Below are 21,765 nucleotides of genomic sequence, written 5' to 3' on the forward strand. Positions count from 1 at the left end.
ATGAGACCAAGGAGGTCTCCAGCATGACGCATGCCCCCCGGTCGACGCTGCTCGCCGCAGCACTGACCGCCGCTGAGCGCGGCTGGGCCGTGTTCCCCCTCCGCCCCGGCGACAAGCGCCCCGCCCTCCACGGACAGTCCCGTTGCCCCCTCACCGGCCCGTGTGCCGCCGGGCATCTGAAGTGGGAGCAGCGCGCCACCACCGACTTGGCCCGGGTCCGGGCCGCATGGTCCGCCGGTCCGTACAACATCGGTATCGCCACGGGCCCTTCCGGGCTGCTCGTCGTCGACCTCGACGTGCCGAAGGACAGCAAGAAGGACGCGCCTTGCGGCGCGACGACCTTCATGGCGCTCTGCGAGCGCGCCGGCCAACCCATGCCCGCCACCTACATGGTGCGGACGGCAAGCGGCGGCCAACACCTGTACTTCACCGCGCCGTCTGGTGTCCGGCTGCCCAACACTGCCGGGGCCCTGGGGCCGCTGGTGGACACTCGGGCCTGCGGCGGGTACGTCGTCGCCGCGGGCAGCACCACCCCGACCGGACGCTACGAAGCGACCAGCGATGCTGCGGTGGCCCCGCTACCAGCGTGGCTGCTTCGACTGCTCCAGCCTGCGCCCACCCGCCCCGTGGCACCCCTGCAGCTGCCTGCTGTGAGCGGGAGTCGGGCAGCGCTGGCCGCACTGGACGCGGAGTGCGCGGTGGTTTCCGCGGCGCCGGACAAGCAGCGCAACAACGTGCTCAACCGGTGCGCCTTCAAAGTGGGGCGGTTCGTCGCATGGGGCGACCTCCCCCGGCATGTGGCAGAGGATGCCTTCCAAGCGGCTGGAGAGGCGCGGGGACTCACCGCTGCGGAGTGCCGCGCCACGATCCGCAGCGCCCTGGACAGCTCCATCCGCACAGCCCGACCCCGGGATGCAGCATGAGCGCCCCGCCCCATCCCCCCTTGGAAGGCCACCCGGCCACGGCCCGGCCGCACCCCGCCGAACCGGCCCGCACCACGACCGGCCCTAGCGCGCCGAGGGACGTCGCCCGAAGGGCGTCCTCTCTTCGTTCTGACCCGCACCCGACCGGCGACGGGCGCTACCCCGTCGCCTGGCTGCACATCACCGCACCCCGCGGAGCCGTACCCACCGCCACCTCCAAGTGCTGCTGCGGCCGGGACCGCAGCGCGGTCGGCCGCACCAAGGTGCTCGCCCTGATCGAAGACCACGAAGCCCACCGCGATGCCTGCCCTTGGCGCCATCCCGCGGCCCGCGAGACAAGGAAAGCCTCATGACCGACCCCATCGACGGCGCCGCCCTGCTGGACGAAGTCGAGCGCTTCCACCGCCGCTTCAACCGCTTCCCGCGCGAAGCCGCCTACGCCGCCGTCGCCCTATGGGACGCCCACACCCACCTCTTCGACTGCTTCGACAGCACACCAAGGCTGGCGTTCCTCTCCCCAGAACCCGGCAGCGGCAAGAGCCGGGCCCTGGAAATCACCGAGACCCTCACGCCCCGGCCCTTGATGACCGTCAACCCCTCCGCCAACGCCCTCTTCCGCGTCGTCTCCGCCGACGAAGGCCGACCGACGATCCTCTTCGACGAGATCGACACCATCTACGGCCCCAAGGCCAGCGGCAACGAGGAACTCCGTGCCTTCCTCAACTCCGGCTACCGCCGCGGCGCCAGCAGCCTGCGCTGCGTCGGTGACGGCTCCAACCAGACCGCCACCCCCTTCCCGAGCTTCTGCGCGGTCGCCATGGCCGGCCTGGGTTCCCTGCCGGACACGATCCTGACCCGCTCGGTCATCATCCGCATGCGCAAGCGCGCCCCCAACGAGAAGGTCGAGCCCTATCGGCAGCGGATCCACGAAAAGGAAGGTCACGCCCTGCGCGAGCGTCTCGCCGCCTGGGCCGACCAGGTCCGCGACCAGGTCACCGACGCATGGCCCGAGTTGCCGGAAGGCATCTCCGACCGGCCCGCCGACGTGTGGGAGCCCCTGCTCGCCGTCGCCGAAGCTGCCGGCGGCACCTGGCCGGAGCGGGCCCGCGCCGCCTGCGTCGAACTAGTCGCAGCTGCCAAGGACGACGACGCGGCCTCTATCGGAGTCCGCCTGCTCACCGACCTACGCGACCACGTCTTCCGCGGCGCCGACCGTATGCCCACTGCCGCCATCCTCGCCATCCTCCACACCCTGGAAGACGCCCCCTGGGGCGACATGAACGGCCGCCCCCTGGCGAGCCGCGGCCTGGCCAAGATGCTCGGCGACTACGTCACCGCCGACAACAAGCCCGTCAAGCCCCGCTCCGTCCGCACCTCCAGCGGCGTCCCCAAGGGCTACTACGCGGAAGACCTCGCCGACGCGTGGCTGCGTTACTGCCCGCCCCCTTCCCCCACGTCCGCTACGTCCGCTACATCCGCTACACCGCAGGTCACAGAGGGTTTCGATGTAGCGGATACGAGTCGTGTAGCGGATAGCTCCGCTACACCCCACCTGACCGTCGCCCGCACCGCGTAGCGGAACCTATCCGCTACATCCCACGCATCCGCTACACAAAACAGGCCCCTGACCTGCGGTGTAGCGGATGTAGCGGATGTAGCGGACCTCCCAGAAGGGGGACAGAGAGCCCCGCGGCCAAACAGAAGGGTCGTGCCCATGGCCACCGCTGCTGAACTTGTGCAACCGCGCCTCTACGAGATCAAGGACGCCGCAAGGCTGTGCGGAATCGGACGCTCAACGGCGTGCGAGGAGATCCGGCTTGGCCGACTCCGCACCGTCCGCATCGGCCGGCGCCGACTCGTACCGCTCCAGTACATCGACGACTACGTCGCCCTGCTGATGCGTGAATCCGAAGCTTCCGACTGAAAGCACGACGCCAAACGAGGCCACGTCCCTGCCGGGGCGTGGCCCCGTTTCATTTCTGAAGGAGACATCTACATGACCGAAGAGAAGCGTAGCCGGGCAGGAAACGGCGACGACTCCATCTACTGGGACAAATCCAAGAACCGCTACATCGGGGCGATTTCTCTCGGCCATACACCTGCTGGTAAGAGGAATCGGCCGAAGGTGTCAGGGAAGACCAAGACTGAAGTGCGTGCCAAGCTGCGAGAGAAGCGCAAGGAGCTCGACGCGGGGGTAAACTCCAGCGCCACCCATACCGTTGAGAAGGCCGTTCGAGCTTGGCTTTCTCACGGACTGAGGGGGTGCGACAAAGGATCGATCAGCACGTACACCAGCATGGCAGAGCATCACGTAATTGCTGATCTAGGGAAAGCTCGCTTGAGGGATCTCACAGTCGACAGCGTCGATTACTGGTTGGATGAAAAATCCATGTCCCTCGCGAAGAGCTCTATGGAGATGATCCTCTCGATTTTGCGGCGCTCGATCACGCATGCGCAGCGCCGTGATTTGATCCTGAGGAATGTGGCAGAGCTCGTTGCCTTGCCTGAAGGGCTGCCGGGGCGTCCGAGTAAATCTCTGACCTTGGAGCAGGCTAAGTCGCTTCTCACTACGCAGCGGGATACCTGGGTGCACGTCTACGTGGCGGTTTCACTGTTGGTTGGAATTCGAACTGAAGAGGTGCGTCCGCTCACCTGGAATCGGGTCCATCTACGCCCCAGTGGTGGAGTCGCTCCACACATTGAGGTCTGGAGGTCGGTGCGTCGACACGGTGAGACTAAGACCGTGAAAAGCCGGCGCACCTTGGCTATGCCGCGGCAACTGGTGGAGACCCTGGAGAGCTACCAGGTTGCGCAGCAGAAGCGTCGGGAGAGTCTCGGCCTTCCATGGACAGAAACCGACTTCGTCTTTGGGACGAGCAGCGGTGAACAGCGAACGGCGGAGAATGTGCGGCGAAGCTTCCGTGGGTTGCTGAAAGAAGCAGGTTTCCCTGACCCGAAGCAGTGGACCCCTAGGGAACTTCGCCACAGCTTCGTCTCGATCCTCTCGGATCACGGGATTCCGTTGGAGAAGATCGCTCGGCTCGTCGGGCACAGCACGTCGCAGACGACGGAGAAGGTGTATCGGAAGCAGATCCGCCCTGTGATCACGGACGGAGCCGAGGCCATGGACGAGATCTTCTCTAAGGACGCGAGCCCCGGTACCGGCTGAGGCTGTGCTGGCGTGGCCCCCTGTTTGGCTCCCCCGCTACCGGCCCGCCCAGCTTGTAGCCGCAATCACAGCTCTGACCTGCGGTGCAGGGGCCGATGCGCGGGAGCCCTCTTAGGGAGTGCCTAAGCGGGGGCACAGGAACGCGGGCCGGAAAGGGGCATTCGGGGCCCGGGGGAGGGGAGTTGGGGCAGCCGCCGGGGGTGCGCGGGGGTGTACGGAGCGCCTGCCGGTGCTCGGCGGTGCTCCGGCTCACCGGCCGGTGTCGGTGAGCGGGGCCGCCGGGTCGTCGAGGTCGGCCAGGTCGTCGACGAGTGCCCCGAAGACCTCCGCCGGCGGGGCACCGGAGACGGCGTCCAGCGGGAGTTCGGCCCAGATGACCTTGCCGTGCGGGGTGTAACGGGCGCCCCAGCGGAGGGCGTAGCGGGCGATCAGGAACAGCCCGCGGCCGCCCTCATCGGTCGTCCGGGCGTGCCGTAGGTGCGGTGCCGTGCTGCTGCCGTCGGAGACCTCGCAGATCAGCGCCTCCGCCCGGATCATCCGCAGCCCGATCGGCCCGGACGCGTGCCGGATGGCGTTGGTGACCAGTTCGCTGACGATCAGTTCGGTGGAGAACTCCAGCCCCGTCAGCCCCCATTGGGCCAGCTGGTCGGCGGCGGACCGGCGGGCCCCGCCGACCGCCGAGGGTTCCGCGGGGACGTCCCAGGTGGCCAGCTGCTCCTGCGGCAGGGTCCGGGTGCGGGCCAGGAGCAGCGCCACGTCGTCCACCGGCCGGGTGCCGGGCAGGCTGCTGATGACCCTCTCGCAGATCTCCTCCAGCGGGGCCTGCGGATCGGCCAGCGCGGTCCGCAGCCGGGTGATCCCGCCGTCCAGGTCGAGGGCCTTCCCCAGCAGCAGCCCGTTGGTGTAGAGCGCCAGCAAACTCCCCTCGGGCAGCGGCAGTTCGACGGACTCGAAGGGCATCCCGCCCAGCCCCAGCGGTGGCCCGGTCGGCAGCTCCAGCAGTTGGCAGCCGCCCGCCGGGCTGACCAGCAGCGGCGCGGGGTGCCCGGCCCGGGCCAGCGCGCAGCAGCAGCCGACCGGGTCGTAGACCGCGTACAGACAGGTCGCCCCGATCACCCCGTCGTCGCCGTGTGCGTCGTGCGCGACCCGGTTGACCATGTCGTCCAGGTGGGCCAGCACCTCCTCCGGGGACAGGTCCAGATCGGCCAGTGCCTGCACGGCGGCCCGCAGCCGGCCCATCGTGGCCGCGGCGTGCACCCCGTGCCCGACCACGTCGCCGACCACCAGCGCCACCCGCGCCCCGGACAGCGGGATCACGTCGAACCAGTCACCGCCCACCCCGGACCGCGAATCGGCGGGCAGATAGCGGTACGCCGCGTCCACCGCGCTCTGCGCGGGCAGGCCGCGCGGCAGCAGACTGCGCTGGAGGGTGAGTGCCGCGGCGTGCTCCCGGGTGTACCGGCGGGCGTTGTCGATGGAGATCGCCGCACGGGTGACGAACTCCTCGGCCAGGACCAGGTCGTCGGGCTGGAACGGGCCGGTGGGCCGCCAGCGGGCGAACGCCGCCGCGCCCAGGAAATTGCCCCGGGCCCGCAGCGGCACCACCATCAGCGAGTGGAAGCCGAGCGCGCGCAGTCGCCCGGCCCGCACCGGGTCGTCGGCCGCCCAGTCGGCACGGTCCAGGTCCAGGGTCGGGACCAGCACCGACTCGCCCTCGGTCAGGCTCAGTACCACCGGCGCCGACGGGGGGTAGGCGGTCCGCTCCCCGACCGCGATCACCGCCTCCGGGCAGCCCTCCCGCACGGACTGCTGCCCGGCCCGGCGCATGGTGAACAGGTCGGCGGGCTCGACCGGTCCGGGGGCGGGCTCCTCACCGGTGAGCATCGCGTCGAGCAGATCGACGGTGACGAAGTCGGCGAGGTCCGGCACCGCCACGTCCGCCAGCTCCTGGGCGGTCTGCCAGACGTCGAGGGAGCCGCCGATCCGCTCCCCGGCGCGGTTGAGCAGCGCCATCCGCTGCCGGGCGCGGTAGCTTTCGGTGACGTCGAGGACCATGTAGCAGATGCCGAGCACCTGGCCGGACTCGTCCTCCAGCCGGAAGAAGGACGTCGAGTAGGCGTGCTCGCGCTGCGGGTCGGACCGGGGGTGCCCGAGGTACTCGTAGCCGAGGGACGGGACCCCGGTCTGCAGCACCCGCCGCATCTCCGCCTCGACGGACTCCACCGCCACGTTCGGCAGCACCTCTTTGAGCCGCTTCCCCAGCCGTTCGGCGCGCGGGGTGCCACCCATCCGTTCCAGCGCGTCGTTCAGCCAGACGTACCGCAGCTCGGGGTCGAGCATGGCCACCCCGATCGGGGACATCCGGAGGATCCCGTCCAGCAGGGAGCGGCCCGCCCCCGACCAGGGCGTCCGCGCCATCTCGGCGGCCAGCACCAGCCGCGCGGCCGGATCCTGGCCGGCCAGCACCGGCAGCACCCGCACCTCCAGGTCGAGTCGGTGCCCCGCGCGGTCGCGGACCGCGACCAGCCCGCTCCAGCCGCCCTCCGCCGCGAGCCGGTGCCGCCAGGCCCGCTCCCCGGGCACCGCACGGGCGTCCGCCGCGACGAGCAACTCCGCCAGCGGCCGGCCGAGCGCCCGGGCCGCCGGATGACCGAGCAGCCGCTCGGCGCCCGTGGTCCAGCCCCGTACCACGCCCGTCCGATCGGCCAACACCACGGCGGTCCGGGTGAGGTCGAAGGCTCCGTCGCCAGGAAGGCGGTTGCTCGGGGAGGCGCTCATACAAGACCGATCCACTGCCGGCTCCACACCCTGCGAAGGCCCGCGTCACCGGGCTACCACCGCGTACCACCAGCGCCTCCCACGGTACTCCCGGAACCTGCCGGGACGCTTGCGCTGCGGCCCGGGCCACCGGGCCACCGAGCCACCGGGCCCCACCGTCGGCACGGCCGTCACCGACCGTTGTCAGTGCCTGCTGGCACCCTCGCGGTATGAGCACCAACGCCCCCGCCGACCCGGCGGAACCGCTTCCGTCCGCCCCACCCGCCGCGTACTGGGACGCCGCCGCCGCGACCTACGACGCCGAGCCCGACCACGGCCTCCGCGATCCGGCCGTCCGCGCCGCCTGGGCCGCCCGCCTGCGCACCTGGCTGCCCTCCGCGCCCTCCGACGTCCTCGACCTGGGCTGCGGCACCGGCAGCCTGGCGCTGCTCGCCACCGAGCAGGGCCACCGGGTCACCGGGGTCGACCGCTCCCCGGCCATGCTCGCCCGCGCCCGGACGAAGCTCGCCGGGCGGGCCGCCACGTTCGTCGTCGGCGATGCCGCCCAACCACCCGTGGGCGAGCGGCAGTTCGACGTCGTCCTGGTGCGCCACGTCCTGTGGACCCTGCCGGACCCGGCGGCCGTCCTCCGTCACTGGGCGGGTCTGCTCGCCCCCGGCGGTCGACTGGTGCTGGTCGAGGGCCGCTGGGGCGAGTCCGCCCCCGTGGGCCTGACGCCTGCCGAACTCACCGCACTGACCGCCCCCTTGGCCGCCCACGCGGAGCTCTTCCCGCTCTCCGACGACCCGACGCTATGGGGCCGACCGGTGCGCGACGAGCGGTATGCGCTGATCGTTCGGGTGGGGGCGGAGCGGGCCGTCGCCCCGCCGCGCCACAGCGAAGTCGCCGACGTCCACGCCGCCCCGGGCCGCGCGGTCCCTCTGGACGCCGGGGCCGCCCTGAACGCCGGGGCCGGCGATCCCCCGTGACGCCGGCCCGGCGCCCGCTCCCCGGCCCCTGCCCCGCTCACCCCCGCCCCAACTCCCTTACGTGCCGCACCTCCCCGCCGCACCGTCGATAGCCGAAGGCGCGGTTGATGGCCAGCATGGCGGCGTTGGCGGCGTTGGTGGAGTCGGTGGTGGCGTTGACGGCGAAGGCTTCGGTGCAGCCGGCCTCGCGGGCGCGGTGCAGGGCGTCGGTCTTGGCGAGCTTGGCCAGGCCCCGGCCGCGGAAGGCGCGGCGGCAGCCGGTCATGGTGGTCAGGTAGCGGCCCCGGTTGTCGGTGGCGGCCAGGGTGTAGGCGGCGACCTCGCCGTCGACGGTGACCACGGTGGTGAGGCCCAGGTCGATATCGGGGTTCTCCCAGGTGGTGCGGAGCCAGTCCGAGTAGGTGACGGCGTCGGCGGCGACCTCGCCCGGTTCGTCCGCCATGGCCTCCGCGTCCGCCTCGTACAGGGGGCGCGGATCGGCCCCGAAGTCCGCGCCGGTGCACAGGCGGACGCCGGGCGGGAGGGCGGCGGGCAGTGGGGGGAGTGCGGCGTGTGCGAGAGCGAGGCGGAGGAAACCGGCCCGGCGGGTGGGGCGGTAGCCGTGCCGGGCGGCGAAGGCCAGCGAACCGGGTTCGTCCACCGTCCGGGCGTGGAGGCGGGTGGCGCCGGCCGCGGTCAGATGCGCCTCGGCGTCTGCCAGGAGGGCGCTGCCGGCGCCCCGGCCCCGGTGGTCGGGGTGGACGATCGGGGTGGCCGCGCTCTGCCCCGGCAGGCCGCGCTCGTGCAGCAGTCCGGCATTGATCTGGCCGATCACCCGGCCGTCGTGTGCGGCGACGAGCGACCGCAGCCGTTGCGCCGGGGGAGCGGAGGTGACCTGCCAGGCGACGCCCTGTGGAGTCGCGAGCAGGTAGGGCAGGGCGGCCCGCCGCAGGTCGGCGACGGCCTTGGCGTCGGAGGGGCGGAAGTCGCGCACGGTGAGCGTCATGGTGGCGGACGGTACGCCGGTGCGGTCCGTTCCGCCGCCCGGTTTCCCGGTGGTGGCGGGCGGTCGGGGCGGCTTTCCCCCTGTCCGGCAAGGGGTTTGGCGGGGTGCGTCCGGTGCGCGGTAGGGGCGTGGCTCATTCCGGACGGTCACCCAGATGTATAGGTGGCCCCTGCAACTATCCGGGCGTACGGTGATCGCGCAGGCCGCCGCCGGGAACGCGCGGCCCGCCGTACCCCGAAGGAGGAGCCGCGAGCATGTGCGGAATCACCGGATGGATCTCCTACGACAACGACCTGACCACCCAGCGCCCCGTCCTTGAGGCGATGACCCGGACCATGGCCTGCCGCGGTCCGGACGCCGACGGCATATGGCTCGCCCCGCACGCCGCGTTCGGGCACCGCCGGCTCGCCGTCATCGACATCGACGGCGGCAGGCAACCGATGAGCGTCGAGCAGGGCGGCCGCACCCTGATCGTCACGACCTACAGCGGCGAGGTCTACAACTACCGGGAACTCCGGGCCGAGTTGGAGCAACTGGGCCACGCCTTCCGGACGAACAGCGACACCGAGGTCGTGCTGCACGCCTACCTCCAGTGGGGCGAGGCGTTCGTCCAGCGCCTCAACGGCATGTACGCCTTCGCGCTCTGGGACCCGCGCACCGAACAACTCCTGCTGGTCCGCGACCGGATGGGCATCAAACCGCTCTACTACTACCCGACCCGCGACGGCGTCCTGTTCGGCTCGGAGCCCAAGGCGGTGCACGCCCACCCGGACGTCCGCCCGGCCGTCGACGCCGAGGGCCTCGCCGAGCTGATCACCTTCACCAAGACGCCCGGCCACGCCGTCTACAAGGGCCTGCACGAGGTCCGCCCCGGCCATGTGGTCCGCATCGACCGCAACGGCGTCCACGTCAGCCGCTACTGGGCCCTCGAAGCCCGCGAGCACACCGACGACCTCGACACCACCGTCGCCCGGGTCCGCGAGCTGCTCGACGACATCGTCGCCCGCCAGCTGATCGCCGACGTCCCGCTGTGCACCCTGCTCTCCGGCGGCCTGGACTCCTCGGCCATCACCGCGCTCGCCGCCAAGGCGCTGGGCGCCCAGGGCAGCGGCCCGGTCCGCTCGTTCGCCGTCGACTTCACCGGCTACACCGAGAACTTCAAGCCCGACGACCTGCGCGGCACCCCCGACGGCCCGTACGCGCACGCCCTGGCCGAGCACGTCCGCTCCGACCACCACGACATCATGCTGGACACCGCCGCCCTGATGGACCCGGCCCACCGCGCCGCGGTCCTGGCCGCCCGCGACCTGCCCAACGGGTTCGGTGACGGCGACACCTCGCTCTACCTGCTGTTCAAGGCGGTCCGCGAGCAGTCCACGGTCGCCCTCTCCGGCGAGTCGGCGGACGAGGTCTTCGGCGGCTACCGCTGGTTCCACGACCCGGAGTCCGTCAACGCCGACACCTTCCCCTGGGTTGCCGCGGGCGTCTCCGGCCGGTTCTCCGGCGGCAACGCGGTCCGCGAGGCACTGTTCGACCGCGCCCTGCTCAAGCGGCTCGACCTGCCCGGCTACGAACACCGCCGCTACCGCGAGGCGCTCACCGAAGTCCCCTACCTGGACAGCGACACCGGCCACCAGCGCCGGATGCGCGAGGTCAGCTACCTGCACCTGACCCGCTTCGTGCAGATCCTCCTGGACCGAAAGGACCGCGCCAGCATGGCCGTCGGCCTGGAGGTCCGGGTCCCGTTCTGCGACCACCGCCTGGTCGACTACGTCTTCAACACCCCGTGGGCGATGAAGACGTTCGACGGCCGGGAGAAGTCGCTGCTGCGCGCCGCCACCCGCGACGTCCTGCCCGACGTGGTCGCCGACCGCGTCAAGAGCCCCTACCCCAGCACCCAGGACCCGGGCTACAACGAGGCGCTGCGCAGCGAGCTCAGGGAACTGGTCACCGACCGCGACGCCCCCGTCCGCCCGCTCCTGGACTCCGGGGTGCTCGCCGAGGCCACCGCCGCCGGCGCCGACCACGACATCCGCCCCGGTGCCGAACTCGTCCTCGGCATGGACACCTGGCTGCGCACCACCGGCACCACCCTGGAGCTGTAGCCCGCGGTCGTCCACCTCCGGACACGGTGGCCGCTCCTGACGCACAATGGATGCGACAAAACCGCGCACCCCGCGCCGACGGATCCGCGCATCCCGCGGACCCGCCGCCCGCGTCACCACCAGCACCAGGAGCGCCACCGTGTCCCCGCAGACCCTGACGATCACCATCGACCCGGCGGCGGCAGAGGCCCCGTTCGAGCAGGTCCGCACGCAGATCGCCGACCAGGCCCGGACCGGCACCCTGCCGGTCGGCCACAAACTCCCCACCGTCCGCGGCCTCGCCGAGGAACTGGGCCTGGCCGCCAACACCGTCGCCAAGGCGTACCGTGCCCTGGAAACCGACGGGGTGATCGAGACCCGCGGCCGCAACGGCAGCTTCGTCGCCGCGGCCGGTGACGCCGCCGACAAGGAGGCCGCCGCGGCCGCCGCCACCTACGCCCACCGCGCCCAGCGCCTCGGCCTGGACCGCGCCGCCGCGCTCGCCGCCGTCACCGACGCGCTGCGCGCCACGTACGACACCGGTGACTGACGGAACCGGCACCCGACCAGGCGACCGGGCCCCGACCAGGCGGTCCGGCCCCCGCCCAGCCCCGGAGGAGACCATGCCCAATCGGCTCGCCCTCGTCCGACGCCCAGGCCCCCGCCTCGCCGAGGGCCTGGTCACCCACATGGATCGGCAGCCGGTGGACTCCGCGCTGGCCCTGCGCCAGTGGGAGGCGTACGTCCAGGCGCTGCGCGACCACGGCTGGCGGACCACCGAGGTGGCCCCCGCCGACGACTGCCCCGACGCGGTCTTCGTCGAGGACACCATGGTCGTCTTCCGCAACGTCGCCCTGCTCGCCCGCTCCGGCGCCGACTCCCGCCGCCCCGAGCTCCCGGCCGCCCGCGAGGCCGCCGAGGCGCTCGGCTGCTCCCTCAACGCGGTCCGCGCCCCGGGCACGCTCGACGGCGGCGACGTCCTCAAGATCGGGGACACCGTGTACGTGGGCCGCGGCTGCCGCACCAACGCCGAGGGGGTCCGCCAACTCCGGGCCGCCTTCGAACCGTTGGGCGCCCGGGTCGTCGCGGTACCGATCCGGCGGGTGCTGCACCTCAAATCGGCGGTCACCGCCCTCCCGGACGGCACCGTCATCGGCTACCTGCCCCTGGTCGAGGACCCGTCGGTCTTCCCGCAGTTCCGGCCCGTCCTGGAGGAGTCCGGCGCACACGTCGTCCTCCTGGGCGGCGACGCGCTCCTGATGGCCGCCTCCGCACCCCGGAGCGCCCAGCTGTTCACCCGGCTCGGCTACCGCCCGGTCCTCGTCGACATCAGCGAGTTCGAAAAGCGGGAGGGCTGCGTCACCTGCCTGTCGGTACGCTTCCGCGACCTGACGGAGCACGCCCGGGGCACCTGAGGGAGCGTCATCCCGGGGCCGCCGTAGGGGCATCCTTGCCGTATGAGCAACCTCGACCTCAGACCCACGCCCACCCGTTGCGGCGGCAACCGCCACACCGGCCCGGTACGCGAGCTCCAGGCCGGCAAGCAGGTCCCGCTCGGCGAGAGCACCGTGGTCCGTCGCCTCCTGCCAAACCTCGGCCGCCGTATGGTCGGCGCCTGGTGCTTCGTGGACCACTACGGCCCCGACAACATCGCCGACGAACCCGGTATGCAGGTCCCCCCGCACCCGCACATGGGCCTACAGACCGTCAGCTGGCTGCGCGCGGGCGAGGTCCTGCACCGCGACAGCCTGGGCTCCCTCCAGACCGTCCGCCCCGGCGAACTGGGCCTGATGACCGCGGGCCGCGCCATCGCCCACTCCGAGGAGTCCCCGCGCCCGCACCCCGCCGTCCTGCACGGCGCCCAGCTCTGGGTGGCCCTGCCCGCCGCCCACCGCGCCACCGCCCCGGCCTTCGAGCACCACGCCGACCTGCCCGTCGTCACCGGGGGCGGCGGCCTCCGCGCCACCGTCATCCTCGGTGAACTGGCCGGCGCCGCCTCGCCCGGCACCGCCTACACCCCGCTGGTCGGCGCCGACCTCACCCTCGCGCCGGGCACCGACGCCCGGCTCCCCCTCGACCCGGACTTCGAGTACGCCGCACTGACCATCTCGGGCGCCCCCGAGGTCGACGGCGTCCCGCTGACCCCCGGCTCGCTGCTCTACCTCGGCTGCGGCCGCACCGACCTGCCGCTGCGCGCCACCGAAGCCAGCGACCTGCTCCTCCTCGGCGGCGAACCCTTCGAGGAGGAGATCGTCATGTGGTGGAACTTCGTCGGGCGCACCGGCGACGAGATCGCCGCCGCCCGGGCGGCGTGGAACGCCGGCGGTGACGGCTTCGGCACCGTCCACGGATACGCCGGTGACCGGCTGCTCGCCCCGGAACTCCCGCCGGTACCGCTCAAACCGCGGGGCCGGGCGCGCTGACCCGACCGGCGCCCGGTGGTCGGCCGTCACCGGCAGCCCGTAACGGTGTTACAGATACAACCCCGAGGTCGTGCCCTGGGGCTGGGACGGCAGTGCGGCGGGGCGGGTGCCGCGGCGGAGGGCGTAGAGCTCGGCCAGGGTGGCGCCGTCGCGGCCGATGCCCTCCTCGGTGCCGAGCCAGTCGACGGCCTCGGGGCGGGTCAGCGGTCCGACCTCGATGCGGGCCAGACAGCGGCCGGGGCGGACCACCGCCGGGTGCATCCGCTCCAGGTCCTCGTTGGTGGTGACGCCGACCAGGACGTTGCGGCCCTGACCGAGGAGCCCGTCGGTGAGGTTGAGCAGTCGGGACAGCGCCTGGCCCGCGGTGTGCTTGGCCTCGCCGCGGATCAGTTCGTCGCAGTCCTCCAGCAGGAGCAGCCGCCATCGGCTCTTGCCGGCGTCGTCGTCCTCCCCGATGGCGATGTCCATCAAGTAGCCGACGTCGGTGAAGAGCCGCTCCGGGTCCAGTACGCAGTCCACCTGGCACCAGTCCCGCCAGGAGCGGGCGAGCGTGCGCAGCGCGGAGGTCTTGCCGGTGCCGGGCGGGCCGTGCAGCAACAGCAGCCGGCCGGCGATCTCCTGGGGCGACACCGTCATCAGCCGGTCCATCGCGGTGGCCACCGGCGCGGTGTAGTTGGCCCGGACCTCCTCCCAGGTCCCGGCGCTGATCTGTCGGGTGGTGCGGTGCGGGCCGCGGCGCGGGGAGAAGTACCAGAAGCCCATCGGGACGTTCTCCGGCTGCGGTTCCGGTGCGTCCTCGGCGCCGTCCGCGGCCTGTCCGAGCACCTTCTCGGCGAGTTCGTCCGTGACCGCGGTGACCGTCACGTCGGCGCCGCGGTTCCAGCGGGAGACCAGCAGGGTGAAACCGTCGCCCTCGGCGAGGGTGGCGCTGCGGTCGTCGTCCCGGGCCGAGCGCAGGATCCGCACCCCGGGCGGCAGCAGCGTCAGCCCGGACTTCACCCGGTCCACGGTGCGGCTCCGGGCGTGGGGCTGCTCGCCGTTGGCGAACCGGCCCAGGAAGAGCGCGTCGACGACGTCGGCCGGGGAGTCGCTGTCGTCCATGGTCAGCCGGAGCGGCAGGGATTCCTCGGTGCGGGAGGTCGGGACCTGATCGGCACACATGGCGCCATGATCCGCCACACCGACCGGTCGCGCACAAGGAATATCCGGGGGCGCGTCGGCCGTCCGGACCGGGGTGGTGTTCTGCGGGCGGTCCGCGGGCGGTCTGCGGGCGGTCCGCTGACGGTACGTGCGCCGGAACGCGCCCTGTTCGCGCCCGCCGGGCCCGCCCTAGGGTGGTCCGCCGTGCGACGTCGTGGTGAGGTACGTCAGGGACGGCCGGACGGGTCGGAGCGGGCGGCCGGCGGGCGCCTGCGGGGGCGCCGGGGGACGGCCTTCGGAGTGGCGGTCGTGGTCGGGGTGGCGGCGCTGGCGCTGCTGCTGGTGATGTGCGGGGCGGGGGGCGAATCCGGGGCGCAGTCCCGGGCGAGAACGGCATCCACCGATGGGACCCGCACCGGCTGACCCCACCCTGATTCCCGCCCTGACGGAGCGTCAGTGCGGGGCGCCCACAGACGGCGCAATGGCCCGGCGCCGCGACGGTCGTCCGGAGACTGTCACCAGGCCGATCCGAGGTGCCCGGTGGAAGGAGACGGTCCGTGGAGCCGCCGCGCGGAGCTGCCCTGACGGTGGTCATGGTGTGTCTGACCGTGGTGACCGGGGTGCTCGACGCCGCCAGTTTCCTGACCCTCGGTCATGTCTTCACCGCGACCCAGACCGGCAATCTGCTCTTCCTCGGCTTCGGCATCGCCGGGCAGGGCGGGCTGCCGGTGGCGGCCACGGTCGTGTCGCTCGGCGCGTTCCTGGTCGGGGCCGCGCTCGGAGCCCGACTGGAGTCCACCCTGGCCGCCCGGGGGCGCCCGTGGTTCCCGGTCGCCCTGCTGGTCGAGGCGGCGCTGCTGGCCGGCGCGGCGGGGGCGGGCTGGGCGACCGGCCCGGCCCGCGAACTGTCGGACGGTCAGCGCTATGCGGCCATCGCCCTGATGGCGGTGGCGATGGGGATGCGCAACGTCACCGCGATGCGGGTGGCCGCGCCGGACTTCAGCACGACGGTGGAGACCCGCGCGCTGACGGCCCTGGTGAGCGGTTCCGTGGTGGGCGGCGACCGGCGGCTGGGCTACGGCAGCCGCGCCGTGCCCCGCCGGAGCAGCTCGGTGGGCGCGATGCTCGTGGGCGGGCTGTTGGGGGCGTGGCTGATCGGGCTGGGCACCCGTACGTCACTGGTGGTGCTGCTGGCGGCGGTGACCGTCGGGGCCACCGCCCTCCTCGTCCCCGGGCTCGCCCACGGGCGGAACGCCGACGGCTGACCGGCCAGCCGTCGGCGTCCGCACCCGCCGGTCCCCTCGTGGGGTTCCGCTACCGGGTGGCCCTCAGAGGGCGGTTCCCCTCAGGGGACGAGCTTCCTACGGGACGAGCTTCAGCAGCTTGTTGGGCGAGCCGCTGCCGGGGCTGGTCACGACCCCGGAGGTGGCGCCGTTCACCAGGGCCGTGGCGACCTGGGCCGGAGTGGCCGTCGGGTGCCCGGCGAGGTAGACCGCGGCGGCGCCCGCGACGTGCGGGGTGGCCATCGAGGTCCCGGAGATGGTGTTGGTGGCGGTGTCGCTGGTGTTCCAGGCACTGGTGATGCTGCTGCCGGGCGCGAAGAGGTCCACCCGGGAGCCGTAGTTGGAGTACGAGGCGCGGGCGTCGGTCGAGGTCGTCGCGCCGACGGTGAGCGCCTCGGGGACCCGCGCGGGGGAGTAGTTCTGCGCGTTGTCCCCCGAATTACCGGCCGCGATGGCGTAGGTCACGCCGCTCTTGATGGAGTTCTGCACGGCGGTGTCGAGTGCCGCGTCCGGGCCGCCGCCCAGCGAGACGTTCGCCGCCGACGGGCCCTTGTGGTTCTTGGTGACCCAGTCGATGCCCGCGACCACCTGGGCGGTGGTGCCGGAACCGGAGTTGTCCAGCACCCGCACGGCGACGATCTTCGCCTTCTTGGCGACGCCGTACGAGCTGCCGGCGATGTTCGCCGCGACGTGGGTGCCGTGGCCGTTGCCGTCCTGGGCGACGTTGTCGTTGTCGATCGCGTCGTAGCCGTTCACGGCCCGGCCGCCGAACTCCTGGTGGGAGATCCGGACGCCGGTGTCGATGACGTACACGGTGGCGCCGGAGCCGGCGGTGGCGGGGTAGGTGTACTTCTTGTCCAGCGGCAGCTTCGCCTGGTCGATCCGGTCCAGGCCCCAGGACGGCGGGTTGTTCTGGGTGTCCAGGGCGTGCACGGTGCGGTCCTGGTAGACGTGGTCGACGGCGGGGTCGGCCGCCAGCCGTCTCGCCTGGGCCTCGGACAGGGTGGCGGCATAGCCGTTGAGCGCGGCCGTGTAGGTGCGCTTGACGGTGCCTCCGTAGGCGGATATCACGCTGCGGCCGTCCGCCGACGCGGCCTTGAGGCCGGCGCTCGGCTTGAGCGTGACGAGGTAGCTGCCGTGCACCGCGTCCGCGGCACCGGCGCCGACGACGGTGCCTTGGGCGGATGCCGCCTGGGCGGGCAGGGCCAGGGCGCCGAGGGTGGCGGCGGCCGCGGCCGCGGTGACCGCCGCGGCGATCCGCAGGGTGGTGGCACGCCGGCGGGCGGCGTGGGGGGTGGTGGAACGCATCACTGCCATCGCGAGGGAGTCCTCCTCATCGGTGGCGCGCCGTGGTGCGCGCGCAGGTGGGACGTACGGGGTCGTACGCAATCGGTCGTTCTGCGAAAGTCCGTGACCGATCGTCAAAAGGTTCGATGAGTCGCCCGCAGGTATCAAGACTCCCAACGGGATGTCATATGCACGTCATGGAAAGGCAATGACGATGCAGTGATGAACCTGACAGATCGGCAGATTAGCCGTGAACTCTGTACGACTTTTGGCATGGACACTACCGACCACGCGGGGCTCCTGGTACGACGGATCGCGCAGAGATCCTGCTATGGGAGGTTCCATGAGAGTGTCCCGTTTCGCGGCATTGACATCCGCGTTCTTTGTTGCTTCGTCGCTCGCGCTCACCGGCGCCGGCGCCGCCGCGGCAGCCCAACTCACCACCGCCGGGGGCTATGTGGCCCTCGGCGACTCCTACTCGGCCGGCGTCGGCGCCGGCAGTTACGACAGCGGCAGCGGTGCGTGCAAACGCAGCACCAAGGCGTATCCGGCCCTCTGGGCGGCCGCGCACTCCCCCTCGTCGTTCGCCTTCACCGCTTGTTCAGGGGCCCGTACGGGTGATGTCGTCAGCGGCCAGCTCGGCCCCCTCGGCTCCGCCACGAGCTTGGTCAGCATCACCATCGGCGGCAACGACGCCGGATTCGCCGACACCATGACGACCTGTGCCCTCCAGGGCGAGAGCGCCTGCCTCGCCCGGATCGCCCAGGCCCGCACCTACATCGACAACACCCTCCCCGGCAAGCTCGACACCGTGTACGCGGCGATCGCCGACAAGGCCCCGTCCGCCCACGTCGTCGCCCTCGGGTACCCGCACTTCTACAAGCTCAACGGTGTCTGCGTCGCCGGCCTCACCGAAAAGTCCCGGGCGGCCATAGACGCCGCCGCCGACGACATCAACGGCGTCATCGCCAAGCGGGCCGCCGACCACGGCTTCGCCTTCGCCGATGTCAATTCGACCTTCGCCGGCCATGAGCTGTGCTCCGGCAGCCCGTGGTTGCACAGCGTGACCTATCCCGTCGACGAGTCCTACCACCCCACCGCCGCCGGCCAAGCCAGCGGCTACCTCCCGGTGTTCGGCTCCGCTGCGTGATCTTCCGTGCACAGGGCGCGGAGGAGGGTGCCCCCACCTCCGCGCCCCGCCCGCCCGGGCGCCCCGCACGGTCCCTCAACTCGCCCTGGCACGCGCGCTGTACGTGACATTCCGTATGGTGTTCGTCAACGTCAAGGCATGGCAGGTGAATCCGTTGACCGGTCTGCACGCGTGTCCTCCAAGAGAGATAGGGTTACCCTGCCCGTTGGCCGGGTGCCCTCGTACGGGTGGGGAGAGTCATGGAACAGATAACAGTGCGCAGCAGGGCGCGGGTCCCTGCCATCACATGCGGGAGCAGTGCGACCAGCACGCGGCTCGATCGCCATCTCGCGGTGCTCGGCGGTCCCGCCATCCCGCAGCGCGACGTGGAGGGGGCCACCTCGCTGATGCAGGAGCTCACCGCGCGTGACCACACGCGCATGAGGAAGAGCCGCGGCCACCGGGTGTCGCTGTTCGCACCGCTGCGCAGGCTCCGTCGTTCGCTTTTCGGCGGCCACGGCTGAGTCGCACCTGAAGCGGCACCACGGCTCAGGCGTCCCCACCGTCCCGGCCGGGCACGACACTGCCGCCCGGTGCCTCCTTCTCACCACCCGTCACCTCGTGGCGGGTGGTTCCTCGTGTGCCCGGACCCGTACCGCCCCGCGGTGGCTCACAGCAGCGCGAACTGCCCGTCCGGCCCTTCCTCCTGGTGGTCCAACACGGACGCCGGCCGGGCCGCCGCAGCCGGCGCCGGCAGCACCCCCGCGGCCCGCAGCTCCGCCGCCCCCAGCCGCGGACCCGTCTCCACCGCCCGCGCCAACTCCACTGCCTCCGGCGCGAGTTCGGCCAGCAAGGCCAGGACGGTGACCAGCTCCAGCAGCTCCGAGGTCCACTCCTGCGGCCAGACGGTGGGCCGCAGCGCCGCCAGGGAACCGCGCTCGGCGGACTCGGCACCGGCGGCCGGGGCCCCGGCGCGCCGCGCGAACCACTCCTCCACCACCCGTACGCCCCCGGCGTGGAACTCCCAGGCACCCGCCGGCACCGGTGCGATCCGCCCGCTGCCGAGCAGTAGCGCCTCGTCGTCGGGGGCGTAGTCGAGGGTCTCCGGCAGTCCACGGGCCGGTAGGGCGGCCCGTACGTAGGGCCGCCGGCCGCCGGGCAACCGCGGCTGCCCGGAAGGCCCGTCCGGGCCGTCCCCCTGGTACGCACCCCAGGTGCCCAGCCACAGCAGCCGGGTGCCCAGCGCCACCCCGCGGTCCCAGAGTGCCGGGTCGGCGGTGAGCGGCACCGCGGTGCCGTCGGGGGAGTGCGTGGCGGTGGCGGCGATCCAGGCGAGCAGGTCGGTCGGGCGGACCGGGCGGTCCAGGCGGTGGGTGAGGAGCTCCGCCAGGCCGGGGGCGAGGTTGGGCTCGACGCCGCCGGGCCGGCGGTAGAGCGGGTGGATCCGGCCGGGGCGCCCGGCGGGGGAGCGTCCGTCGGGCAGGAGCGCGGAGCAGACCACCGCAGGCCCGGAGGTCTGCGGGACGTGGCCCAACTCCACCAGGAACAGCTGGTGTTGGTCGGCCACGCGCCACAGTTCGGGGCGGGCCGCGTCGATCAGTCGGTGGTCGGGCAGCAGCCACTGCCGGTCGAACGGGCCGTGCAGGACCCGTACCGGCTCCGGGCACGGGCCGGCCGTCCGGGCCAGTCGCGCGGTCGGGGTGGCCTGCCCGGGGAGCTGGCCGACCGCGGAGTGCAGGGTGCGGGCCCGGGACGGGCGGAACAGCCGTGCGCGGACGGCCGGGTCCACGGCGTCGGCGAGCGCCTTCCAACGGGCGCGCAGGGTGGCCGGATCCGGCCCCATCACCCAGGAGCGGCCCAGCCGCAGCGGCGCCACGGACCATGGCATCAGATCGGACAGCCGTGGCGCGTCCAGCCCTGGCGCGCCCTGCTTCGCCGTCACGCGGAGCCCCTCCCGGACCGTTGGTTGCCTCCGCATGGTAGCGGCGGGCGCGGTGCCCGTTCACTGGGCCCGCCACCGCCGGCCGGGCCGCGGCCGCCCGCCGAAGCGGGGCCTCCGGCGGACGAACGCGGTCTTCCGCTTGCCGATCTTGGCGGAGTACGGTCCTGGCCGTACGTCTGCCGAGGGAGGACCGCCATGACGGACACCTTCCCCACGCCTGAACGGCGCGGGGGGATCCCCGGACCCGCGCACGACAGATGCGGGGGGACCCCCGTCGGGACCCGGGTCGGCGCCCGCCTGGACCGGCTGCCGCCGTCCCGGTGGCACCGCCGGATCACCGCCGTCGTCGGCATCGGCGCCTTCTTCGACCTGTACGAGATCTTCCTGGGCGGGGTGCTCGCCGCGGTCCTGGCCGAGCGGTGGGGGCTGGGGCACGCCGCGAAGTCCTGGGTGATCGCCGCCGGGTTCCTGGGCATGTTCGTCGGCGCCAATGTGCTGTCGGTGCTCGCCGACCGGCTCGGCCGGCGCCGGATGTTCCTGGTCAACCTGGGCGGCTACGCGCTCTTCTCGCTGGCCGCGGCGTGCGCGCCGGACCTCGGCTGGCTGCTCGTACTGCGCTTCCTGTCCGGACTCGGGCTCGGTGCCGAACTCGTCCTGGTCGATACCTATTTGGCGGAGTTCCTGCCGCGGGCGGTCCGCGGGCGCTACCTCGCCCACGCCTACACCCTCGGGTTCGTCGGCGTCCCGGTGGCGGCACTGCTGGGCGCCCGCCTGGTGGCCGGGCACCAGGTGCTGGGCGTGGACGGCTGGCGCTGGCTGCTGGTCGCCGGTGCGCTGGGGGCCGCCTTCATCCAGCTGATGCGTCGTCAACTACCCGAGTCGCCACGGTGGTTGAGCGTGCACGGGCGCGAGGAGGAGGCCGACCGGATCGTCGCCGGTATCGAGCGGCGGGTGGCGGCGGAGACCGGCGGCAGCCTGCCGTCCGTCCCGGACACCACCGACCCCCCGGAGCGGAAGGTGCCGTTGCGGGAGATGTTCCGCGGCGACCACCGGCGCCGGACGCTCATGTGGTGGATCTTCCAGGTGCTCCAGACCGTCGGCTACTACGGTTTCGGCTCGCTGGCGCCCGTGGTGCTCACGGCCAAGGGGTACACCGTCACCGACTCGCTGCTGTACGCGGCGCTGAGCTACTGCGGATATCCGATCGGTTCCGCGCTGTCCGTCCCGCTGATCGACCGGATCGAGCGCCGGACGCTGATCATCGCCTCCGCGCTCGGCATCGCCGCCTGCGGCCTGGCCTTCGGCTTCGCCACCGCCACCTGGGCGATCGTCGCCTTCGGCTTCCTGCTGACGGTGTGCAGCAACGTCTTCTCCAACGCCTTCCACGTCTACCAGACCGAGATCTTCCCGACCGGCCTGCGCAGCAGCGCGATCGGCATCGCCTACTCGCTGTCCCGGCTCACCTCGGTCGTGCTGCCGTTCGTCGCGCTGAGGGTGCTGACCGACCTCGGCGCGGCCGCCGTCTTCGGCGGCTCCGCGGTGCTGTTGGTGCTGCTCTGCCTGGATGTCGCGTTGCTGGGGCCGCGCAGTACGGGGCGGAGCCTGGAGCGGATCTGAACCGGGAGCGGGACCTGCGGTGCGGCGGCCGTCTCCG

The 21,765-nt window shown here is 72.5% G+C and carries 20 protein-coding genes; 15 read left to right on the plus strand and 5 right to left on the minus strand.

Features of this window, described 5'->3' with window-relative positions; genetic code table 11:
- Window positions 1–23 precede the first annotated feature (23 nt).
- The 5 genes from ACFVT2_RS19695 (at window position 24) to xerC (ending at window position 4,092) form a co-directional block, all read left to right on the plus strand.
- Entirely contained in the window at window positions 24–923 is a 900-nt protein-coding gene (locus tag ACFVT2_RS19695) for a bifunctional DNA primase/polymerase (RefSeq protein WP_390019312.1), read from the plus strand.
- A complete protein-coding gene (locus ACFVT2_RS19700; protein WP_390019315.1) occupies window positions 920–1,276 on the plus strand; it encodes a hypothetical protein in 357 nt (118 codons plus the stop codon). The genes ACFVT2_RS19695 and ACFVT2_RS19700 overlap by 4 nt, the downstream gene beginning before the upstream one ends.
- The gene (locus ACFVT2_RS19705) at window positions 1,273–2,499 is read left to right on the plus strand and encodes a DUF3631 domain-containing protein (protein ID WP_390019318.1); all 1,227 of its coding nucleotides are present in this window, start codon (window positions 1,273–1,275) and stop codon (window positions 2,497–2,499) included. Before ACFVT2_RS19700 ends, ACFVT2_RS19705 begins: the two co-directional genes overlap by 4 nt.
- Window positions 2,500–2,637: 138 nt before the next feature.
- Window positions 2,638–2,847: a helix-turn-helix domain-containing protein gene (locus tag ACFVT2_RS19710; protein ID WP_390019320.1), complete on the plus strand. Its 210-nt coding sequence runs from the start codon at window positions 2,638–2,640 to the stop codon at window positions 2,845–2,847.
- Window positions 2,848–2,919: 72 nt separating this feature from the next.
- On the plus strand, window positions 2,920–4,092 hold the full coding sequence (gene xerC / locus ACFVT2_RS19715; RefSeq protein ID WP_390019322.1) for a tyrosine recombinase XerC: 1,173 nt from the start codon (window positions 2,920–2,922) through the stop codon (window positions 4,090–4,092).
- A gap of 249 nt (window positions 4,093–4,341) precedes the next feature.
- Here xerC and ACFVT2_RS19720 read toward each other — a convergent pair whose 3' ends face one another.
- On the minus strand, window positions 4,342–6,870 hold the full coding sequence (locus tag ACFVT2_RS19720; protein WP_390019325.1) for a SpoIIE family protein phosphatase: 2,529 nt from the start codon (window positions 6,868–6,870) through the stop codon (window positions 4,342–4,344).
- A 209-nt stretch (window positions 6,871–7,079) separates the two neighbouring features.
- Here ACFVT2_RS19720 and ACFVT2_RS19725 point away from each other — a divergent pair, with 209 nt between their 5' ends.
- The gene (locus tag ACFVT2_RS19725) at window positions 7,080–7,838 is read left to right on the plus strand and encodes a class I SAM-dependent methyltransferase (RefSeq protein ID WP_390019327.1); all 759 of its coding nucleotides are present in this window, start codon (window positions 7,080–7,082) and stop codon (window positions 7,836–7,838) included.
- 37 nt (window positions 7,839–7,875) lie between these two features.
- On the opposite strand, the gene ACFVT2_RS19730 is transcribed toward ACFVT2_RS19725, so the two are convergent.
- On the minus strand, window positions 7,876–8,823 hold the full coding sequence (locus ACFVT2_RS19730) for a GNAT family N-acetyltransferase (protein ID WP_390019330.1): 948 nt from the start codon (window positions 8,821–8,823) through the stop codon (window positions 7,876–7,878).
- A 254-nt stretch (window positions 8,824–9,077) separates the two neighbouring features.
- Between ACFVT2_RS19730 and asnB the strand changes: the two genes are divergently transcribed.
- The 4 genes from asnB (at window position 9,078) to ACFVT2_RS19750 (ending at window position 13,330) form a co-directional block, all read left to right on the plus strand.
- Complete coding sequence (gene asnB / locus ACFVT2_RS19735; protein ID WP_390019332.1) at window positions 9,078–10,928, plus strand: asparagine synthase (glutamine-hydrolyzing); 1,851 nt, start codon at window positions 9,078–9,080, stop codon at window positions 10,926–10,928.
- A gap of 139 nt (window positions 10,929–11,067) precedes the next feature.
- Window positions 11,068–11,457 carry a GntR family transcriptional regulator gene (locus ACFVT2_RS19740; protein ID WP_390019334.1) on the plus strand — a complete coding sequence of 130 codons (390 nt, stop codon included), beginning with the start codon at window positions 11,068–11,070 and terminating at the stop codon, window positions 11,455–11,457.
- Between the two features lie 73 nt (window positions 11,458–11,530).
- Window positions 11,531–12,322 (plus strand): dimethylargininase, encoded by a 792-nt coding sequence (gene ddaH / locus ACFVT2_RS19745; RefSeq protein WP_390019337.1) that lies wholly within the window; start codon window positions 11,531–11,533, stop codon window positions 12,320–12,322.
- 42 nt (window positions 12,323–12,364) lie between these two features.
- Window positions 12,365–13,330, plus strand: a complete 966-nt coding sequence (locus tag ACFVT2_RS19750; RefSeq protein WP_390019339.1) for a pirin family protein — start codon at window positions 12,365–12,367, stop codon at window positions 13,328–13,330.
- A gap of 48 nt (window positions 13,331–13,378) precedes the next feature.
- On the opposite strand, the gene ACFVT2_RS19755 is transcribed toward ACFVT2_RS19750, so the two are convergent.
- Window positions 13,379–14,491 (minus strand): DUF5925 domain-containing protein, encoded by a 1,113-nt coding sequence (locus ACFVT2_RS19755; RefSeq protein ID WP_390019341.1) that lies wholly within the window; start codon window positions 14,489–14,491, stop codon window positions 13,379–13,381.
- 183 nt (window positions 14,492–14,674) lie between these two features.
- Between ACFVT2_RS19755 and ACFVT2_RS19760 the strand changes: the two genes are divergently transcribed.
- Both ACFVT2_RS19760 and ACFVT2_RS19765 read left to right on the plus strand, forming a co-directional pair.
- Window positions 14,675–14,893 (plus strand): hypothetical protein, encoded by a 219-nt coding sequence (locus ACFVT2_RS19760; RefSeq protein WP_390019344.1) that lies wholly within the window; start codon window positions 14,675–14,677, stop codon window positions 14,891–14,893.
- A gap of 134 nt (window positions 14,894–15,027) precedes the next feature.
- On the plus strand, window positions 15,028–15,735 hold the full coding sequence (locus tag ACFVT2_RS19765) for a YoaK family protein (RefSeq protein WP_390019346.1): 708 nt from the start codon (window positions 15,028–15,030) through the stop codon (window positions 15,733–15,735).
- 96 nt (window positions 15,736–15,831) lie between these two features.
- On the opposite strand, the gene ACFVT2_RS19770 is transcribed toward ACFVT2_RS19765, so the two are convergent.
- Window positions 15,832–17,070, minus strand: a complete 1,239-nt coding sequence (locus ACFVT2_RS19770) for a S8 family peptidase (protein WP_390019348.1) — start codon at window positions 17,068–17,070, stop codon at window positions 15,832–15,834.
- A gap of 313 nt (window positions 17,071–17,383) precedes the next feature.
- On the opposite strand from ACFVT2_RS19770, the gene ACFVT2_RS19775 reads away from it, so the two are divergent.
- Together ACFVT2_RS19775 and ACFVT2_RS19780 are read left to right on the plus strand one after the other, a co-directional pair.
- Window positions 17,384–18,190, plus strand: coding sequence for an SGNH/GDSL hydrolase family protein (locus ACFVT2_RS19775; RefSeq protein WP_390019350.1), 807 nt, complete (start codon window positions 17,384–17,386; stop codon window positions 18,188–18,190).
- 239 nt (window positions 18,191–18,429) lie between these two features.
- Window positions 18,430–18,693 carry a hypothetical protein gene (locus ACFVT2_RS19780; protein ID WP_390019353.1) on the plus strand — a complete coding sequence of 88 codons (264 nt, stop codon included), beginning with the start codon at window positions 18,430–18,432 and terminating at the stop codon, window positions 18,691–18,693.
- A gap of 146 nt (window positions 18,694–18,839) precedes the next feature.
- Here the strand turns inward: ACFVT2_RS19780 and ACFVT2_RS19785 are convergent, their stop codons facing one another.
- Window positions 18,840–20,111, minus strand: a complete 1,272-nt coding sequence (locus ACFVT2_RS19785; RefSeq protein ID WP_390019355.1) for a type ISP restriction/modification enzyme — start codon at window positions 20,109–20,111, stop codon at window positions 18,840–18,842.
- A 195-nt stretch (window positions 20,112–20,306) separates the two neighbouring features.
- Here ACFVT2_RS19785 and ACFVT2_RS19790 point away from each other — a divergent pair, with 195 nt between their 5' ends.
- Window positions 20,307–21,728, plus strand: coding sequence for an MFS transporter (locus ACFVT2_RS19790; protein ID WP_390019358.1), 1,422 nt, complete (start codon window positions 20,307–20,309; stop codon window positions 21,726–21,728).
- The last annotated feature ends 37 nt before the right edge of the window (window positions 21,729–21,765 follow it).

It is taken from the genome of Streptomyces sp. NPDC058000 (assembly GCF_042886435.1).
GTDB lineage: Bacteria > Actinomycetota > Actinomycetes > Streptomycetales > Streptomycetaceae > Streptomyces.

Excerpts from the sequence above, each read along its gene's own strand:
- ACFVT2_RS19775 (WP_390019350.1), top strand. The coding sequence starts at position 17,384 with ATGAGAGTGTCCCGTTTCGCGGCATTGACATCCGCGTTCTTTGTTGCT.
- ACFVT2_RS19705 (WP_390019318.1), top strand. The coding sequence starts at position 1,273 with ATGACCGACCCCATCGACGGCGCCGCCCTGCTGGACGAAGTCGAGCGC.
- ACFVT2_RS19755 (WP_390019341.1), bottom strand. The coding sequence starts at position 14,491 with ATGTGTGCCGATCAGGTCCCGACCTCCCGCACCGAGGAATCCCTGCCG.
- ACFVT2_RS19700 (WP_390019315.1), top strand. The coding sequence starts at position 920 with ATGAGCGCCCCGCCCCATCCCCCCTTGGAAGGCCACCCGGCCACGGCC.
- ACFVT2_RS19750 (WP_390019339.1), top strand. The coding sequence starts at position 12,365 with ATGAGCAACCTCGACCTCAGACCCACGCCCACCCGTTGCGGCGGCAAC.
- ACFVT2_RS19725 (WP_390019327.1), top strand. The coding sequence starts at position 7,080 with ATGAGCACCAACGCCCCCGCCGACCCGGCGGAACCGCTTCCGTCCGCC.
- ACFVT2_RS19770 (WP_390019348.1), bottom strand. The coding sequence starts at position 17,070 with ATGGCAGTGATGCGTTCCACCACCCCCCACGCCGCCCGCCGGCGTGCC.
- xerC (WP_390019322.1), top strand. The coding sequence starts at position 2,920 with ATGACCGAAGAGAAGCGTAGCCGGGCAGGAAACGGCGACGACTCCATC.
- ACFVT2_RS19790 (WP_390019358.1), top strand. The coding sequence starts at position 20,307 with ATGACGGACACCTTCCCCACGCCTGAACGGCGCGGGGGGATCCCCGGA.
- ACFVT2_RS19695 (WP_390019312.1), top strand. The coding sequence starts at position 24 with ATGACGCATGCCCCCCGGTCGACGCTGCTCGCCGCAGCACTGACCGCC.
- ACFVT2_RS19710 (WP_390019320.1), top strand. The coding sequence starts at position 2,638 with ATGGCCACCGCTGCTGAACTTGTGCAACCGCGCCTCTACGAGATCAAG.
- ACFVT2_RS19780 (WP_390019353.1), top strand. The coding sequence starts at position 18,430 with ATGGAACAGATAACAGTGCGCAGCAGGGCGCGGGTCCCTGCCATCACA.
- ACFVT2_RS19730 (WP_390019330.1), bottom strand. The coding sequence starts at position 8,823 with ATGACGCTCACCGTGCGCGACTTCCGCCCCTCCGACGCCAAGGCCGTC.
- ACFVT2_RS19720 (WP_390019325.1), bottom strand. The coding sequence starts at position 6,870 with ATGAGCGCCTCCCCGAGCAACCGCCTTCCTGGCGACGGAGCCTTCGAC.
- asnB (WP_390019332.1), top strand. The coding sequence starts at position 9,078 with ATGTGCGGAATCACCGGATGGATCTCCTACGACAACGACCTGACCACC.
- ddaH (WP_390019337.1), top strand. The coding sequence starts at position 11,531 with ATGCCCAATCGGCTCGCCCTCGTCCGACGCCCAGGCCCCCGCCTCGCC.